Origin of the sequence: Gilliamella sp. B2969 (assembly GCF_026536195.1) — a bacterium.
Lineage (GTDB): Bacteria > Pseudomonadota > Gammaproteobacteria > Enterobacterales > Orbaceae > Gilliamella.
Window position 1 is genome coordinate 265263 of sequence record NZ_JAFNOP010000001.1, and the last position, 18325, is coordinate 283587.

Annotated in this window: 11 protein-coding genes; 5 read left to right on the forward strand and 6 right to left on the reverse strand. The window is 34.7% G+C overall.

The window, feature by feature from the left end:
* Positions 1-35: 35 nt before the first annotated feature.
* From leuB to J3U66_RS01220, 3 genes are all read right to left on the reverse strand, one after another.
* Complete coding sequence (leuB, locus tag J3U66_RS01210) at positions 36-1115, reverse strand: 3-isopropylmalate dehydrogenase (RefSeq protein ID WP_065633829.1); 1080 nt, start codon at positions 1113-1115, stop codon at positions 36-38.
* A gap of 62 nt (positions 1116-1177) precedes the next feature.
* Positions 1178-2725, reverse strand: coding sequence for a 2-isopropylmalate synthase (leuA, locus tag J3U66_RS01215; RefSeq protein ID WP_267347628.1), 1548 nt, complete (start codon positions 2723-2725; stop codon positions 1178-1180).
* Between the two features lie 319 nt (positions 2726-3044).
* Positions 3045-4697, reverse strand: a complete 1653-nt coding sequence (locus tag J3U66_RS01220) for a hypothetical protein (protein ID WP_267333501.1) — start codon at positions 4695-4697, stop codon at positions 3045-3047.
* 343 nt (positions 4698-5040) lie between these two features.
* Here J3U66_RS01220 and nfsB point away from each other — a divergent pair, with 343 nt between their 5' ends.
* The 5 genes from nfsB to J3U66_RS01245 all read left to right on the forward strand — a co-directional run bounded on the left by nfsB (position 5041) and on the right by J3U66_RS01245 (position 13979).
* Positions 5041-5685 (forward strand): oxygen-insensitive NAD(P)H nitroreductase, encoded by a 645-nt coding sequence (gene nfsB / locus J3U66_RS01225; RefSeq protein ID WP_267333500.1) that lies wholly within the window; start codon positions 5041-5043, stop codon positions 5683-5685.
* A gap of 490 nt (positions 5686-6175) precedes the next feature.
* Positions 6176-7675: a hypothetical protein gene (locus tag J3U66_RS01230; RefSeq protein ID WP_267347629.1), complete on the forward strand. Its 1500-nt coding sequence runs from the start codon at positions 6176-6178 to the stop codon at positions 7673-7675.
* A 534-nt stretch (positions 7676-8209) separates the two neighbouring features.
* Positions 8210-9862, forward strand: coding sequence for a hypothetical protein (locus J3U66_RS01235; RefSeq protein WP_267347630.1), 1653 nt, complete (start codon positions 8210-8212; stop codon positions 9860-9862).
* 445 nt (positions 9863-10307) lie between these two features.
* Positions 10308-11975, forward strand: coding sequence for an energy-dependent translational throttle protein EttA (gene ettA, locus J3U66_RS01240; RefSeq protein ID WP_267347631.1), 1668 nt, complete (start codon positions 10308-10310; stop codon positions 11973-11975).
* A 411-nt stretch (positions 11976-12386) separates the two neighbouring features.
* Positions 12387-13979 carry a hypothetical protein gene (locus tag J3U66_RS01245; RefSeq protein WP_267347633.1) on the forward strand — a complete coding sequence of 531 codons (1593 nt, stop codon included), beginning with the start codon at positions 12387-12389 and terminating at the stop codon, positions 13977-13979.
* 117 nt (positions 13980-14096) lie between these two features.
* Here J3U66_RS01245 and J3U66_RS01250 read toward each other — a convergent pair whose 3' ends face one another.
* Genes J3U66_RS01250 through J3U66_RS01260 form a run of 3 tightly spaced genes read right to left on the reverse strand, consistent with a single transcriptional unit; the run spans position 14097 to position 17661 of the window.
* Positions 14097-15725: a DUF2813 domain-containing protein gene (locus J3U66_RS01250; protein ID WP_267347635.1), complete on the reverse strand. Its 1629-nt coding sequence runs from the start codon at positions 15723-15725 to the stop codon at positions 14097-14099.
* A 15-nt stretch (positions 15726-15740) separates the two neighbouring features.
* Entirely contained in the window at positions 15741-16544 is an 804-nt protein-coding gene (gene rfaP / locus J3U66_RS01255; RefSeq protein WP_267333494.1) for a lipopolysaccharide core heptose(I) kinase RfaP, read from the reverse strand.
* Positions 16531-17661 (reverse strand): glycosyltransferase family 4 protein, encoded by a 1131-nt coding sequence (locus tag J3U66_RS01260; protein ID WP_267347637.1) that lies wholly within the window; start codon positions 17659-17661, stop codon positions 16531-16533. The genes rfaP and J3U66_RS01260 overlap by 14 nt, the downstream gene beginning before the upstream one ends.
* Positions 17662-18325 lie beyond the last annotated feature (664 nt).

Genomic DNA, 18325 nt, shown 5'->3' on the forward strand with positions numbered 1-18325 from the left:
GGGTTAATATGATTGCTTAACCCTTAGTCTAAAAATTAAATTAAACGACAAATGGTATCACCCATTTCATCGGTTGAAACATAACTACCACCACGAGCAAGATCGATAGTACGGGTTCCTTGTTCTAAAGCTTTATTAACCGCATTTTCAATAGCTTTGGCAATATCATCACGTTTTAAACTATAACGCACGAGTAGTGCTAACGATAAAATTTGTGCAGCTGGATTTGCGATATTTTTACCGGCAATATCCGGTGCACTCCCACCAGCAGGCTCATATAATCCAAAACCCTGCTCGTTAAGGCTTGCTGATGGTAGCATCCCCATTGAACCGGTAATCATTGCACATTCGTCAGACAATATATCACCAAACAAATTTGAACATAAAATGACATCAAATTGTGAAGGATCTTTAACAAGTTGCATGGTTGCATTATCGATATACATATGTTCAAGTGTGACATCTGGATATTGTTTAGCGACTTCGTTTACAACTTCACGCCATAAAATTGATGTTTGTAGTACATTAGCTTTATCAACAGAAGTGACTTTTTTACGACGAATTTTGGCAGCTTCGAACGCCATTTTAGCTATACGTTCAATTTCAAAACGGTGATAAACTTCTGTATCAAAGGCGCGCTCTTGAGGACCAGAACCTTCACGACCTTTAGGTAAACCAAAATAGATACCACCAGTTAGTTCACGCATACATAAAATATCAAAACCACGTTTTGCAATATCTTCCCGTAAAGGACATAATTCTTCTAAACCTTGATACAAACTAGCAGGGCGCATGTTAGCAAATAATTTAAAATGCTTTCGTAATGGTAATAATGCGCCGCGTTCTGGTTGTTGATCAGGGGGTAAGTTTGTCCATTTTGGCCCCCCAACTGAGCCAAACAAAATCGCATCAGCTTTTTCACAACCTTCAAGCGTCTCTTTTGGTAATGGACAGCCATGGATATCAATAGCGGCGCCACCGACATCATATTCACTGGTTGTTATTGAAAGATTATATTTTTGACGAATAACGTCGAGCACTTTATAAGCTTGCTTCATTACTTCAGGGCCAATACCGTCACCAGGTAACACTGCAATATGATAATTTTGTGACATTTTTATTCCTTAACAATTTGATTGATTTATTTTTTATTTATAAAACAACATAACTTAATATGTTATTCATGATGCAATTTTTGTTTTTGCTGTGCAACTTGATTTGCCCGATAAACATTATTTAATACATTAATTAACGCTAATGCGGAGGAATGGACAATATCTGTTGCTAATCCCACACCATGGAATTTGCGACCTTTATAATCAGCAACGATATCTACTTGTCCTAAAGCATTTTCACCTTGCCCTTTTGACGCTAATTGGTATTTAACTATCGTTATTGGCTCGCCAGTAATACGATTTATTGCTTGATAAACTGCATCAACTGGACCATTACCCGTTGCTGCATCTGAAAATTTTTGATCGCCAATAATTAAACTTACTGATGCAGTTGAAACAACAGTAGAGCCTGATTGAACATTAAAATAGTCCAACACATAATGTTCTTGTTCATCTTTTAATTGATTGATAAAAATTAAGGCTTCTAAATCATAATCAAACACTTGTCCTTTTTTATCTGCAAGCTCTAAAAATGCTTCGTATACTTGGTCTAAATTATAATCGTTATCATGATAACCTAACTCTTCAAGTCGGTGTTTTACCGCGGCTCTACCCGAGCGTGAAGTTAAATTTAATTGGATTTGATTTAAACCAATAGATTCAGGTGTCATGATTTCGTAGGTTTCACGATTTTTAAGCACACCGTCTTGGTGAATGCCGGAGGAGTGGGCAAAAGCATTACTACCAATAACCGCTTTATTGGCCGGTATTGGTGTATTAGTAATTTGACTGACGATTTGGCTGGTACGATAGATTTCTTGATGATTAATATTGGTGTGAACGTTTAGAATATTTTGACGAACTTTAATTGCCATAATGACTTCTTCTAAAGCTGTATTACCTGCGCGTTCACCCAAACCATTCATCGCGCCTTCAATCTGCCTAGCACCTTCCTGAATCGCGCTAATCGAGTTAGCCACCGACATGCCCAAGTCATCATGACAATGAACAGAGATAATCGCTTTATCAATGTTCGGGACACGTTCAAATAAGGTACGAATAATGCCACCAAATTGATAAGGGACAGTATAACCGACAGTATCCGGAATATTGATCGTTGTTGCCCCTGCTTGAATTGCTGCTTCAACAATCCGACATAAGTTATCAATTGGGGTACGGCCTGCATCTTCACAAGAAAACTCCACATCATTAGTATAATTACGTGCACGTTTAATACAGTGCACAGCCCTTTCAACGACATCTTCAAATGTCATTTTTAATTTGTCTTGCACGTGTAAGGTTGAAGTTGCCATAAAAGTATGAATACGAAATTGATCGGCAACTTTTAACGCTTCTGCTGCAACATCAATATCTTTATCTATACAGCGAGATAATGCACATACACGACTATCTTTAATTGTTTTAGCAATCGTTTGTACTGATTCAAAATCACCAGGGGATGAGATAGGAAAACCAACTTCCATCACATCCACCCGCATTCTTTCTAAAGCTAGCGCTATTTGTAGTTTTTCTTTGACACTTAAACTTGCTTGTAAAGCTTGTTCGCCATCACGTAGTGTGGTATCAAAAATAATGACTTGATCGCTCATTGTTTATTCCTTATCTATATTTTAGCGCTATTACGGTATTTCAAGTTATGAAAACAAAAAACCCGCACTTTAGCGCGGGTTCTTGTTAATTTGTCGAGTTGTTTAATAAATTATCTCATTACTCAACACACAAGCAATCCGCGCAAAATAATGCGAGGAGTAAGCTAGTGAGGAGAGTAGTTGTTCTAATCATTAAAACGAATCTCTAAATTTATATTGGTCAAAATAATGCCAATATTTTTATCAAAGAACATAGTTAATGTCAATATCTAATCTTAAAAGGTCATTAAATATTATGATTTTAATCAGCAAAATTCAGTTAATCGATAAAGCAGATAGCTTTTAAGCCTTGAGTATCTTTATCGAATGAAGCAATACTTCCGTTGGTTAAATCAACACCATAGAATTTTGTTCCTTCGAAAGACCAATCTATGGGGTCTTGATCACATTCGTTTTCTGGAAATAGTTCATCGTCACCATCATCAGGTATTGGTGGGGGATATAAGGTGCCTTGTTCATCATCATCACCATTATCTTCATCAAAAGGATTAAAATTTCGTAATTTAGATTTTAGCGGCTCAGCTATACCCATATCGTAGTCTTGTTCATCTGTCCAAGCGTAATTAGATAGCGCATTTGAAAGTGTTGAATCGCTTGGATAAACCTCATTTACCGTATTCCCCCATTCAGATAAAAGCGTTCCAACCGTGCGTTTGTAATTATTTCTTTCATTTTCTCCAAAAAAATAATCCCAACTTTTTGCATTAGTTAATGATCGCCTATAAGTCAGCGCGACTCTTGGGTTTTGACAACTACAATAATGTTTGGCAGATTTTTGATCTTTAAAAACTACATTTTCAGAAATCAGGTACCATTGAGTGATAGTAAAACTATAAATAGTTTTATTGCCGACAGTTAAAGAAAATACTGTATTATTTGCAGCTGAAATATTATTTTTTAATTTTTCTGAAAAATTGGGTCCTGTAAACTCAACTCGAAGCACGTTATCTTTTCCACTAAGCTTTAAACTAATAGGCGATGTTGTTGGGTTTTTAGTATAAGAAATTTGACTCCAGTTTGCACCGGCAAGTACGACATTAAAATATAATTTATTGGCAGCAGTTGTAGGAAACTTATTATAACTTTCTTCAGACGAACCTCGAGGCAAAAAACCTTTATTGGCATCCCACCAAGGCATATCTTGTTCCCAAGTATTCTGAATATAATTCGCTTCGTATTCTTCTTTTGTATAAGCAAATTCTGGTGGATTACCTTTTTCTAAAGATGGTTGTAGCCAGCAAATCGTAGGCACATCCTTGGAGGAAGATGTGACATAATAGGTTTTATTTACACTTGGATAAGTCCTAATATTAGGTACCCCAAATGTGGTTGAAAGCTGTGATTCTGTTGTGGCTAATGTTACCGCGTAGTAACCAATACAGTTATTTAATTTTTCGCTTGGCTCAATAGTATTATTATTGTTATCTTTTATAGTGAGAGACATGGTTCCACTAGCATTAAATCCATTATCACCATCGTCATCTTTAACATATTGATGATCGTTTAGAATAGTAAAAATATCCACTTCTTTTGCATTATAATCAGTTAATAAAGTTATTATATTTTCAAAAGTTTCAACAGACTTAGGAAGTACAATTAATTTATCGGGGGATGAATCAAAATCAGGAATATAATAAGTTAAATTAGGATTTTTTATTCGCGTGTCGATCTGAGTTGAATTTTCATTGTTAACTTCTTCTGTCCCATTAGTTTGATCGTTTTCTACTGCAATCCAAAGTAAATCAGTTATGTTTGCTGGTGTGTGATTATTATCTATTGAAATATAAGGTTCTGTGCCATTTATGACTTGAACAGATGTGGCACTTAATGCATTGGCTGAAAAACAATAAAAAATATTTGAAAAAAAGACTGCTGCACATAATTTTGTTAATATATGTTTACTTTTAAACATCACATTTTCCGTAACGGTACTTTTATATCACTATAAACTGTAAAGCCTTTAAAATTGTGCTAGATAATATTCTCTATTTTTTTTATTGTAAAGATATTGGTGTCGTTTTGTTGTTAAATAACTCTATGATATAAATGAAAATTATAATTATTATTTGTTTTTTTATAAAAAAATGAAGTGTAATAATACGCATTTTTATATAGGAGCATAGAGATAAGTAAAGATCGGTTGAATTTGTTATTCAAGTGGTAATTAATAGTATTCTAAAATGAATAGAAAATCATTAAGTTAGTTAAAAAATAAGTTATCGTTCATCATTAACCAATAAGGTGGAGTCAAAAATATGAATATCGTCGAAATTTCGCAAAAACGTTATACCACTAAACATTATGATCCTACTAAAAAGATACCTGTAGCTATTATTGAGCAACTTTTAACTGTTTTAAGAAACAGTCCATCATCGGTAAATTCTCAACCATGGCATTTTTATGTGATTGAGTCAGACACAGCAAAAAATAAGATTTTGCCTGCTTTTCCTGATTTTAATCAGCCACGCGTGACAGGATCGTCACATACTATTGTTTTTTGTATAAAAGTGCCATTGGATGAAAGTCATTTAGTGAATCTACTGAATCAAGAAGAAAAAGACGGTCGTCTGCCTTCTGAAGATTTAAAAGTATCGCAAGATCAAGGTCGACGTTATTTTGTTAATTTAAATAGTGCAACCCCTGAATCGCAACAGTGTTGGGAAGAAAAGCAAACTTATATTGCATTGGGGCAACTTTTGTTTGCTGCTGCGGCAATTGGTGTTGATTCTACGGCTATCGAAGGATATGATTCAGCTAAAATTGACGAAATTTTAGATCTTAAAAGTAAGGGATTGAAAAGTGTTGTAGTTGCGACATTAGGCTATCGCGCTGCTGATGATGGCAACGCACATCGACCAAAATCACGTTTACCAAAAGAACAACTTTTCACTTTTCTATAATTTCCTGCTTTGAAATTAAAAATTATTGCGTCGATTCATTCATTCGACGCAATAATTCTCAATAAAAAATAATATTACTATCGTTTTTGATATGCTCACAAATCCTTTTATACTTTTTCTACTCTATATCTATATTGTGTTGTTGTGTTGAGTTGTTCGCATAAATTAACTTATTGTTTGTTCAATTTAAAAAAGTTATTTATAGATTATTGTTTTCATATATGTAAAAATAAAAAATAACGAATAATCAAAATGATTGTTTATTTAAACTTCAAAAGGACTTGGATTTTAGGTTTTGTGTATGTTCAGAATTAAGGATTTTCACATATATAGTAAATATTCTATTTGTAAACTTTTTATAACAAAGAAAAAACTAGTTTTCTTATATTTTACTCATTTTTCAGTTAATATTTTTAATCAATTAATGTGGCTTCTAACTTTCAAACGGATCAATACTTCCAATAAAGTTATACACCTAAAACTTAACTCAATGTTATCTATTATTGGTATTCATTTTTTATTTATTCTTTTTTCACCTTATACCGAAGCATTATCAAATGTGACAGCTAAAACCATTGTAGGTAGTGCGCCTTATTTACAATTAAAATCAGATCAAGACGGAAATGTAGGGACTAAAATCAAAGGATTGAATGAATTACTTGGTTTTAGAATGCCTACAACAGAAAATAATAACGCATTAAAATTCGTTGATGTAAGTAAATCGATCTCTTTTGGTGGTAAACCCTTGCAAATCCCTGAAGGAACTAAATTTTCTGATATCATTACGATGGTTCCAGCTAATGGTCAGGCAAATGCATTATCACAATTTAAAGTTGGTGATGATGATGGTGATGCCTCCCTTACAGAAAACACAACCATAGAGGGCACACTAACAGCAACCTGGTATGATAATAATAACGTGATAAATGATTTAAGTCGTGAACTTAATTTGTGTGGAGGACCTTACTTTTTAAAAATTGGTGCTCAAAACGTTGCGGTATCGACTAAATACGGTCAACCTAATAAAAATATTTATGGTAGCCAACCCGTTATTACTTACCAATTTATGATTGATGGGGGACCTAAGTTATGCTTTGTTCAACCTGATGATATGGTTGTTTATTATAGTGGTCCTTACATGACTAAGTATCCTAATGGTTATAACCCAGAGGTGTGGGATCCTGGCACAAGCCCATCGTCGAATTATCAACTAGATGGTGGATTTAAAGCTGAACAATTTAAACCAATAACCGGTTCTAAAGATATTACCTTCAAGTTAATCGGCTCGGGAGCCGATCAAAGTCAGTATCGTTGCCAACTAGATAGCAGCAATAGTACTAACTGGGTTACATTGCAATCTCCGGTCGCAAGTAAAGACTTAGGTGCAAATTGCCAAGTACGTTATGATAGTCTCACTAAGCCCACAACACCCTTAACGATTAATATGGAATATAGTGCTGATAAAGGCAAAACTTGGCAAAACATCGGTAAAATTACGCTCCCTATACCACAAAAATGGGCAATAAAAACACGTGCTCCATTTTTATCGAAGTTTGGTTATTATTCTGCATATGATGAATGTAGAAGAATAATAGATGGTCAAGCAATACCCAAAACAACATCCGCTCAGGTTAATGATATGTCAGAAGCAGGTAAAGCTTGGCGACAAAAATATCTGTATCGAAGAGATGAATTGACCAACTCTTTACAAGCTAACACACCAGAATGGACAGCTAACGCAATAGATGATGTCAACAAATATGTCACTGCTCGAGATTTAGGTACTTTTGCGAGTGAATGGGCAAGGTCTTATGGAACAGTTGTGCCTTGGACAGCTGAAATGTATCGTACAAACAAGCCATTTGCTGTAGCAATCACTTCAGGCTATCTTCGGGTGGGAATCGTTGAGGATGAGCTTTTTACTGATGATGATACTAATTACATTTTCTGCCGGGGCGAAAATGGAATCAGCACACTCCCTACAAGATAAAAGGGTTACCTAATAAATTATATGTTGTTAGTCGTTTGTCAGGTTAGATATTGATAATCTGACAAATTGTCCATAACGTGGTATTTAACTACATTACAATTATAGTCAAAATACCACTTAGGTCGTAAAACTGTTATTTCGAAAATCCAGCCCCATTGTCTCAGATTTTATTTTTGCTGAGTCGTCAAACGGGTAAAATTGTTATGTCGATTCATTCATTCGACGCAATAATTCTTCATAAAAAATAATATTATTATCATTTTTGATATGACTTTAATCCTTTATAGTCATTCAACTCCATATCACTATAATCTTTATCAATTGTGTGTTGAATTATGCTTGTCAATTAATTTATTGATTTACAAATTTAAACAATTATTTATAGATTATTATATTCAAATATGTGAAAATTAAAAACAATCAACATTGTGCTGTTATACCGTTAAGTGATAACTAATGTTATAGGTTTGATATATGTTTAAAATTAGGAAATTTTTCATAGATGATAAATATCCTATTTATAGGTTATTTATAATGAAGCGAAAATTAATTTTCTTATTCTTTATTAATTTTAAATTTAATATTTTTAATCAATTAATATGGCATCTAATTTTTAAACGGATCAATCCTTCCAATAAGGTTATACACCTAAAACTTAACTCAACGTTATCTATTATTGGTATTCATTTTTTATTTATTCTTTTTTCACCTTATACTGAAGCATTATCAAATGTGACAGCTAAAACCATTGTAGGTAGTGCACCTTATTTACAATTAAAATCAGATCAAGACGGAAATGTAGGGACTAAAATCAAAGGATTGAATGAATTACTTGGTTTTAGAATGCCTACAACTGAAAATAATAACGCATTAAAATTCGTTGATGTAAGTGAATCGCTCTCTTTTGGTGGTAAAACCTTGCAAATCCCTGAAGGAACTAAATTTTCTGATATCATTACGATGGTTCCAGCTAATGGTCAGGCAAATGCATTATCACAATTTAAAGTTGGTGATGATGATGGTGATGCTTCCCTTACTGAAAACACAACCATCGAAGGCACACTAACAGCAACCTGGTATGATAATAATAACGTGATAAATGATTTAAGTCGTGAATTCAATGTGTGTGGAGGACCTTACTTTTTAAAAATTGGTGCTCAAAACGTTGCGGTATCGACTAAATACGGTCAACCTAATAAAAACATTTATGGTAGCCAACCCGTTATTACTTACCAATTTATGCTTGAGAGGGGGCCTAAGTTATGCTTTGTTCAACCAGGTACGAATTCTATACCAAATATGAATGTTTATAATAAGAATAGTTTTTACATGACTAAGTATCCTAATGGTTATAACCCGGAGGTATGGGATTCTGGTACAAGCCCATCGTCGAATAACTTGCAACAAGGTGGTGGATTTAAAGCTGAACAATTTAAACCAATAACCGGTTTTAAAGATGCAGCTTTCATGTTAATCGGCTCGGGAGCCGATCAAAGTCAGTATCGTTGCCAGCTAGATAGCAGCAATAGTACTAACTGGGTTACATTGCAATCTCCGGTCGCAAGTAAAGACTTAGGTGCAAATTGCCAAGTACGTTATGACAGTGTCACTAAGCCCACAACACCCTTAACGATTAATATGGAATATAGTGCTGATAAAGGCAAAACTTGGCAAAACATCGGTAAAATTACGCTCCCTATACCACAAAAATGGGCAATACTACCTACGCAAGTAAAAGGATTTTCACTTTTTGATAGTTATATGGCCTACGATGAATGTAGAAGAATAATAGATGGTCAAGCAATACCGAAAACAACATCCGCTCAGGTTAATGATATGTCAGAAGCAGGCAAAGCTTGGCGACAAAAATATCTGTATCGAAGAGATGAATTGACCAACTCTTTACAAGCTAACACACCAGAATGGACAGCTAACGCAATAGTTGATTCCAACAAATATGCCGCTGCTCGAGATTTAGGTACTTTTATGAGTGAATGGGGCGGGCCTTATTACTTCGGAACCTATCTTTGGACAGCTGAAATGTATCGTACAAACAAGCCATTTGCTGTAATCGATTATGGTGTGTTGGGAAGCGTTAAGGATGACGGTTTTTATCTTGGTCAATCTCAATCAGCACAAATTTTCTGCCGGGGCGAAAATGGAATTAGCACACTTCCTACAAGATAAAAGAATTACCTAATAAATTATATGTTGTTAGTCGTTTGTCAGGTTAGATATTGATAATCTGACAAATTGCCCATAACGTGGTATTTAACTACATTACAATTATAGTCAAAATACCACTTAGGTCGTAAAACTGTTATTTCGAAAATCCAGCCCCATTGTCTCAGATTTTACTTTTGCTGAGTCGTCAAACGGCTAAAATTGTTATGTGAAAGAGTTGTTTTTTTGTTAACCTCTTGATGAACTTGTTATTATTTAAGTCAGATAAATATTGTCAATAATAAGTAGCCTATCAATTGCGGTGAATAACTCGCTCCATCACTAGTTAATCAGTTAATTGTTATAAATAACCCTAGACCCTATTGTCAGAATCGTTACAATATACGCCATACTTTTATAGTAAAAGGTCTCTTTTACTAGGTTTAACCCAATAAGCGGATGATGTTTTATGGCGCAATATGTTTATACAATGAATCGAGTGGGGAAGATTGTTCCTCCTAAACGTTATATTTTAAAAGATATTTCTTTAAGTTTTTTCCCAGGCGCAAAAATTGGTGTGCTGGGTTTGAATGGTGCAGGTAAATCAACGTTATTACGTATTATGGCGGGCGTTGATACCGAAATTGAGGGTGAAGCGCGTCCACAGCCAGGTATTAAAATCGGTTATTTACCACAAGAACCGAAATTAGATCCAAAACAAACTGTGCGTGATGCAATTGAACAAGCCGTTGGCGATGCCAAAAAGGCATTAGCAAGGTTAGATGAAGTTTATGCAGCTTACGCTGATCCTGATGCCGATTTTGATAAACTTGCTAAAGAACAAGCTGAACTTGAAGCAATTATACAATCGCAAGATGCACATAATCTGGACAACCAACTAGAACGCGCTGCCGATGCGCTACGCCTGCCTGATTGGGATGCCAAAATTGAGAATTTATCCGGTGGTGAACGTCGCCGTGTTGCCATTTGTCAGTTATTGCTGGAAAAACCGGATATGTTATTAATCGACGAACCGACTAACCATTTAGATGCAGAATCGGTGGCTTGGCTAGAACGTTTTTTACATGACTATGAAGGTACGGTGGTGGCTGTAACCCATGACCGTTATTTCTTAGATAATGTCGCCGGCTGGATTTTAGAGCTTGATCGTGGCGAAGGCATTCCATGGGAAGGTAACTACTCTTCATGGCTTGAACAAAAAGATCAGCGATTGGCTCAAGAAGCCGCAACCGAATCAGCGCGCCGCAAATCGATTGAAAAAGAGCTGGAATGGGTGCGCCAAAACCCGAAAGGCCGCCAAGCAAAAAGTAAAGCCCGTTTAGCGCGTTTTGAAGAATTAAACAGTAATGATTACCAAAAACGTAATGAAACTAACGAACTGTTTATTCCACCTGGGCCACGTTTAGGCGATAAAGTGATCGAAGTGAGTAATTTAACCAAGTCGTATGGTGATCGGGTATTGATTGATAATCTTTCATTCAGTATTCCTAAAGGCGCGATTGTTGGGATTATTGGTCCAAATGGTGCGGGTAAATCAACACTGTTTAGAATGCTATCGGGTAAAGAGCAACCTGACTCAGGTACCATTACTTTAGGTGATACGGTGCAATTGGCGTCAGTCGATCAGTTTCGTGACAGCATGGATGATAAAAAAACAGTGTGGGACGAAATATCCAATGGGCAAGATATTATGCGTATTGGTAATTTTGAAATCCCAAGCCGAGCCTATGTTGGACGCTTTAATTTTAAAGGCGTTGATCAGCAAAAACGAGTCGGTGAACTCTCTGGTGGTGAGCGTGGACGAGTGCATTTAGCCAAGTTATTACAAGTTGGTGGCAATGTACTGTTACTCGACGAGCCAACCAATGACTTAGATGTCGAAACACTGCGAGCACTCGAAAATGCGTTATTGGAGTTTCCGGGCTGTGCATTAGTGATTTCGCATGACCGTTGGTTCTTAGATCGCATTGCAACCCATATTCTCGATTACCAAGACGAAGGGCATGTTGAGTTCTTTGAAGGTAACTTTACCGAATATGAAGAGTGGAAAAAACGGACCTTAGGTGCAGAAGCCTTAGAGCCGAGACGTGCCAAATACAAAAAAATCACAAAATAATCATGTTTTGCAGGATTTCTGCTGTTTACTGCAGTGGAAATCCTTTAGCATTGATATCAACTATATCCATATTCGTTAAGCAAATACTTTCCAAGCATTTTTCACCAAACGTGTCTTTTAATTAATTTAAAAGATAGTTTCTAACTTTTTTTGCCCTCATCTATCTATATAAATTTTATCCATTTTTTCATCATATTGAATGATTAACACATAATGATTTTCAATATTAACGCTCAAATAATCATAGCTAAAACGTAATGTAAATTTTGATTCTCAAAATAATTTGAAAAAAAATTAAAGATATTTAAATTTTGGTCGATATTGAACAGGTTATGATAAGGATATCTAAAATTAATATAGAGGAAAACACCATATTTTTCTAAATAAAAACTTTTTAATAATAGGTTGCCAATGAATAGTATCAAACTAGTTTGTTTATTTTTCATCAGTATTATCTTAACTTTTTCTCACCAATTAGTGTTATTTATCTTTTTTAGATGGATTATTCTTTTTAAAAAAATCCCATTAGCAAAAAACAATTTTAGCTCTTATATTGCTGTTGTTAGCTTAATATCTATGATTTTTACGGTTAACGCTAATGCGTTAACTGCGGTGACCATTAACAAGATTAATGGTAGTAAACCTTATTTAACTTTTGATAAAGGTAAAACGAAAGTAACAAGTACAGAAGGTTTGTTAAGTGTAACGTTACCAGATGGTCGTCTGTATGTGTCATCCGGTGATATGGCACATTTATATCCAAATGCGATCGTTAATGATTCAACTATGACAAATCCAATTATTTTAAATAAAGGAGAGTTAGATTTTGTTAATATAAAAACATTTGTTCCACTTAAAAAAGAGGGGAATAGTAATTATCCGAGTGTTGCTTTAAACAGTTTAATCAAATTATATAACTATTGGGGGGATGATGATGGTGATGGCAACGTAACGGCTACCGGATCGTTAACGCTTTCATGGATAAATAAGCAAGGGCAAAATGTTACCAGTATGATTAGTAATAATACAATTACAGCATTAGATCCCTGTGAAGCACCTTATCAACTCAATATTCAAACAACTGATGGTCTATTATCAACCCAGTATGGCATACCGAATACTACGCGTTTTAATGCTGCAACAAGTGTTTACTATATTACCCCAAAGATAGATATGCCTTATGTGTGTTATGCTCAGCCCAACTTTTCTATGGATCAGTCATATGGACCAAATTGGGTGAGTAAGAAAGGATTTAGAGTCGATAATATTGATAATGTTGCAAATAACTTTCCTACAACCGGTTCAAATGGTCTTCATTTTTATTTATTATTAGCAGGTATTACGCCAAATCAAGTTATTGCTGCAAATGGTGCTACCGTTTTCCCTGAAAATGGTAATAAAACCGTTAATTTGTCATTAACTGTAGAAAAGACACAGAATTGGAATGGGCAGCCACAGTTGGCGTTAAAAATTCTATTAAATGGACCAACCCAAGATTCTACTAATAAATCTTTCACTCCCTCAGAGTTTAAACTCTATTCTGATAATAATCATAGTCAGTTGCTTTATAATTTTAAAATCGAGCGTTGGTACATAACTAAGATTGAACAGGCAAATGGTTACGAAAATGCCAAAGCATTTTGTAATAATCTGGGGGCTACCTATCGAATACCAGGAGTTGAAGATTTTACTAATGGAAATGGATATGGCTGGGAGAATGGAATTCCAGGGCAGGGTAACTCTTATCGTCGTCAAATCAGTTATAAAAATGGAGATAAGTGGGTTGGTGGTTTAATGAATGAATGGGGGTATCTGAGTAACACTTCTACTGATTATCCTGCTGCAAAAAATTGGGATGGTTCAGGTATATACTGGACATCACTTGCTGTACCCAATATGTATGGTTTGATCTATGATATTAATAATGGGATGTATTCACAAGGTTATATTGGCTATAATATGCCATCAACATTAACACATCGTGTTGTTTGTGTGTCTCCTTGAAAGCATGAGTAAAATAATTTATTCACGCTATAATACAGTGTTTTTTCATAATTTAACTGCGCCGCCAATCAAATTTGGTGGCGTTTTATCTGATTTATGAGCTTATTGTTTTCAACGTTAAATAAAATCTTTTGATGACTGAATTATTTTGGCGAAAGTATGGGTTAATAAGCTTGGTATCGCATCTATACCTCTAGATTTTGCATCATCACAAACAGCAATAGCTAAATCCGGTTTTGAGCTTTTATGGATGGCTTTTTGAATAATTTTAGATACAGGCATATCGATATGTTCAATTGTATTATAAGCTGCCTGTTTGTACACATGACTAAAGCCATGTTTAAACAAAAAATTCTCGATATCTTTTGCCGGTAATATCGTAAGATAGTCATTCGAATCTTCATTTTGTGGGGTGAGCGATTTAACCGTATCGGCATATTTTTTTCCAGCCATATCGCCATCAGTAATCACATACCAATGGATCCCCATCTTATTAGCATATTTTATTAAAGGTTTTAAACCACATTGCGCAAATTCTAGTAATTGCACACCTTCAGAACCTAGATGATAACCACTTTGTTCGGCTAATTCACGCAACAACCATACTTCTGTTTCACCTTCAACTAATAACCAGCAACGAGCAAAAAGCGCTAATGGTCGACGATAAAGTACATGAAATAAAATACGGCGACTATCATCAGCACTCAGTGAATGAGGGGCAACATATTTTGTCACAATTTGACCGGGTAGACGGATTAACCGATAAATACTCTCTAATGGAAATAATGATACTAAGTCACTGGAGTTTGAGGTAATAATTTTTTGTGCTGGCAGGTGTTTAAGCAGGCGAAAACCAACCGATAAAATAATGGGATGTAATTGGCTTTCAGGTTCTTCTAAAATGAGAATTGGCATCGAGCTAGGTGAAAGGGGATTGTCACCTTTAGCGTAAACAATTGAATCAAAAATACCTAATAAAGCGGTTCGTAAATAATCATCATTAATATTATCTAAAGCATTATTGATACGTTCAAGTGAATTCCAATCTTCACGATGTGGGCTTGTTTTTTGTGGTAAATGTTTATAACGATAACGTTGAGCTGGATCGATAAAATAGTATTCTAACAAAGCACGTGCAGCTTTTAATCCTCGTTGTAATTCCTCTTCACTAATCGAGGCTGAATGTTGCTTTAATTGATTAGACAGTTCATTAATGAAGTATTCTGATAAAGGTTGGTTAGTGATGGGTAAATCATCTGCACTTAAAGTGTTTTTCAATGCCATTACAGGATTAAGATTAAGAACAATAGCAATCAGCAATTTATGATCTTCAATAGTAAAAGGATTATTGTTTTGGTCGACTAGCAGATGCTGAGTTACAATTTTACTATTTTGTTGTTTGGCGGTGATTTGATAAGTTATCCGTCGTAATTGATCTTCTTTAGATTGATAAGTAACAGGCAATAATGCTTGATAAGCTTGATTATTGAACTCGTTGGCATAGGATTGACAATACGTTACTTTAATACTGATATGATTGTCATTAGGTTTATCTTTATCACGATAAAAGTCAGAATCAACAAATTCATAAAATTTATTGTCTAGCGACAATAACATTAAAGCGCTAATTAAACTCGATCGCCCCCATCGGTTTTCACCAATCAGCACACTTGCTTCTGTATTAAATTTTAACGATAATTGACTTACACCCCTAAATCCTACTATATCAATTTGTTCAATAAACATCGTATTTCCTTATTGTTAAAGATTATACTTCTCGGTGCGTTTACGTATTTTTTCTGCTTTTTGTTCTGTATTGCTAATTAATTTATGCTCATCAAGCAAAATGGTTTTTAGGGGTTTATTGAAATAGACTTTCAAAAATAACCAAATATCGCGCTTTGTTAAGCCAATATTCGTTGATGAAAAATAAAGTCCGATCAGATCTTTATCACGCCAGCGTCTAGGCACTTTATTACGTGTTTGAGCTCGGTGTAAATCAATCACTGATAACTTAATCTGTTTTTGATGTTCAAATAATGGTATATCAAGTAAAAAATGACATAAATAACAATCACGATGATTAACACCAGCTGCATGCATTCTTGCTGTCATATTAGCTAAATAGATAATTAGTGAACGTTTTAAATGATAATTGGGTGGCGAAGTTAGCCATGTTTTTGTAAAGTCTTCTAAACTAATGGTTGGGTTTAAATCCTTAGTAACAATAAATGAATGGCGAGTTAAGGGATTTAGGCCCTTTCGACCAAATGCTCGTCCATCCATAGTATTAACTTTGGCTTGTTCTAAACGAGCAATCGCATCCCATTCTTGTTTAGCATCTAAAACAGGCAAACGTAGTGATAAAAGATTTTTAACAATCTCTTTAACTGTTGTACCTCGATGAATCTTAATAAAATAAGATTCATCATTAAATTGGAAATTTAATGTTTTACGTTGTTTTACTTCCCGATAAACTTTTCCCGATATTAATTCAACTTCTTGAAAGGGATCTTTATCTTTCCATAATTGTGCAAAAGGTGATTTAAGTTTAATTTCGTTCATGATTATCACAATCTAAAATAATATCGGCAGCACGCTCAGCTAAGTGGTATAAATCAGTAGTTTGACCGTAATATATAGCATTATTATGCCAGATCAATCGTTGCACTTGATTGGTTATCGCATTGTCAAGCGCGCAATTTAAATCTGCTTGCACAAAAGGTTCAATCAGTACAAAACCAGCATCGGCATCGTAGACATGATAAGCATAACCAGAAATACCAGAGACAATGACTGGTACACCTGCGGCTAAACCTTCAATTAATACCATGCCAGCAGCTTCCTGCCTTGCTGGGTGTAATAATAGATCGGCTGCAAAAAGAAAATCAGGGATATCATTACGGCCAGAATAAAACCTGACTTGATTGCCAATATTCAAAGCTTTAGCCATTTTTTGATAAGGTTGCGCATTATCTTGCCCAACGACTAAATAAATTACTTTTTGCCTCAACTCAATGGGTAAGGAGGCAATAGCATTTAACGAACGATCAACCCCTTTACGTTTAAAGTCAGATCCAATTTGCACTATCACAAAAGCATCAAGCGCAATTTGATTGGCTTGTCTAAATTGTTGACCTTTAAGAGGCGATGCTAACTGGTATTTTCTATCCGATGCAATGCCCGGTGGTAACAGATAAAATCGTGAAGGTTGAGTCTGATAATATTTTTCAAAATCACTAATTTGCTGTTTAGTTAGCACCATTATTTTTGTATGATGAGCGGCATTAAATACTGCATCTTCGAAAGCTAAATAGTGTTGACATCGTTTAGATAATTTATAAAGCAAACCTTTGTGTGCTACTTTTTCGGCAAAACATGTGTCGCCAGCAAAATAGACATCCAAGCCAGGCATTTTGTTAAAACCGACAATACAATCAACAGGGTTGGACTCAAGATGAGCTTTAACCCAATTATAATAAGATTGATTTCGGCTGTGGTTTGAAAAGCCCTTTTTGGCGACCTTTATAACTTCAAATTCATCAGGTATATCGCCTTGCCACTCCATGACATAAACACGGATCTTATGACCACGATCACAACAAGCCTTAGCAATTTGCAAAAAATCACGTTGCAAACCGCCATAAGGAAAATATTTATAGATACAAAAAGCTAATTGCATGCAAATTGCCTCGAGTAATAAAGGGGTATTATATACTCAGTATTGATTGTTGCGCAAAGTTTGATTTTTAGTAGTGAGCCTTATCACAATGCTTAGTACAGACGAGTTTATAAGTATCGAGTAATCTTATTCATAGCGAAATAATCGATAAGTGTAAATCATTTGAATGATGAATCCTTTTTCACAAAGATTCATCACGTTTATTGAACATTCTGTTATCGACAAAAAATTCAATATTATTAATATTACTTCACCCTATAAGCAAAAAATAGAGGTAAGAGGTAACGTTAAATCAATAATGATACTTGTTATAGGATCAGTGTCATTCTATGTTGCAGCTTATGATCAAACTTAACCATAATCTTTTATTGGTATTGAAAAATCAGTTATTTTTAACGGGTAAAAAGAAGTTAATGATGATTAATATCTAATTAAAATGAACGTATATTTAGCTTGAATCTGGTTAAAGCAAGACTTGCTTTTAGACGATTTATCTTGTTTATTCTCAGTTGATCTAAATATCCACTAATTTAGTGAAAGAATTTTAATTGCCAAATATTTAAAAACAAAATAACTCAATCACCATTTGCTTATCGATACAAAGTTAATGAAAGTAAAACGTTTGACCGTAAAAAATGCTTATTAATTCTTGAGATACTTTGAT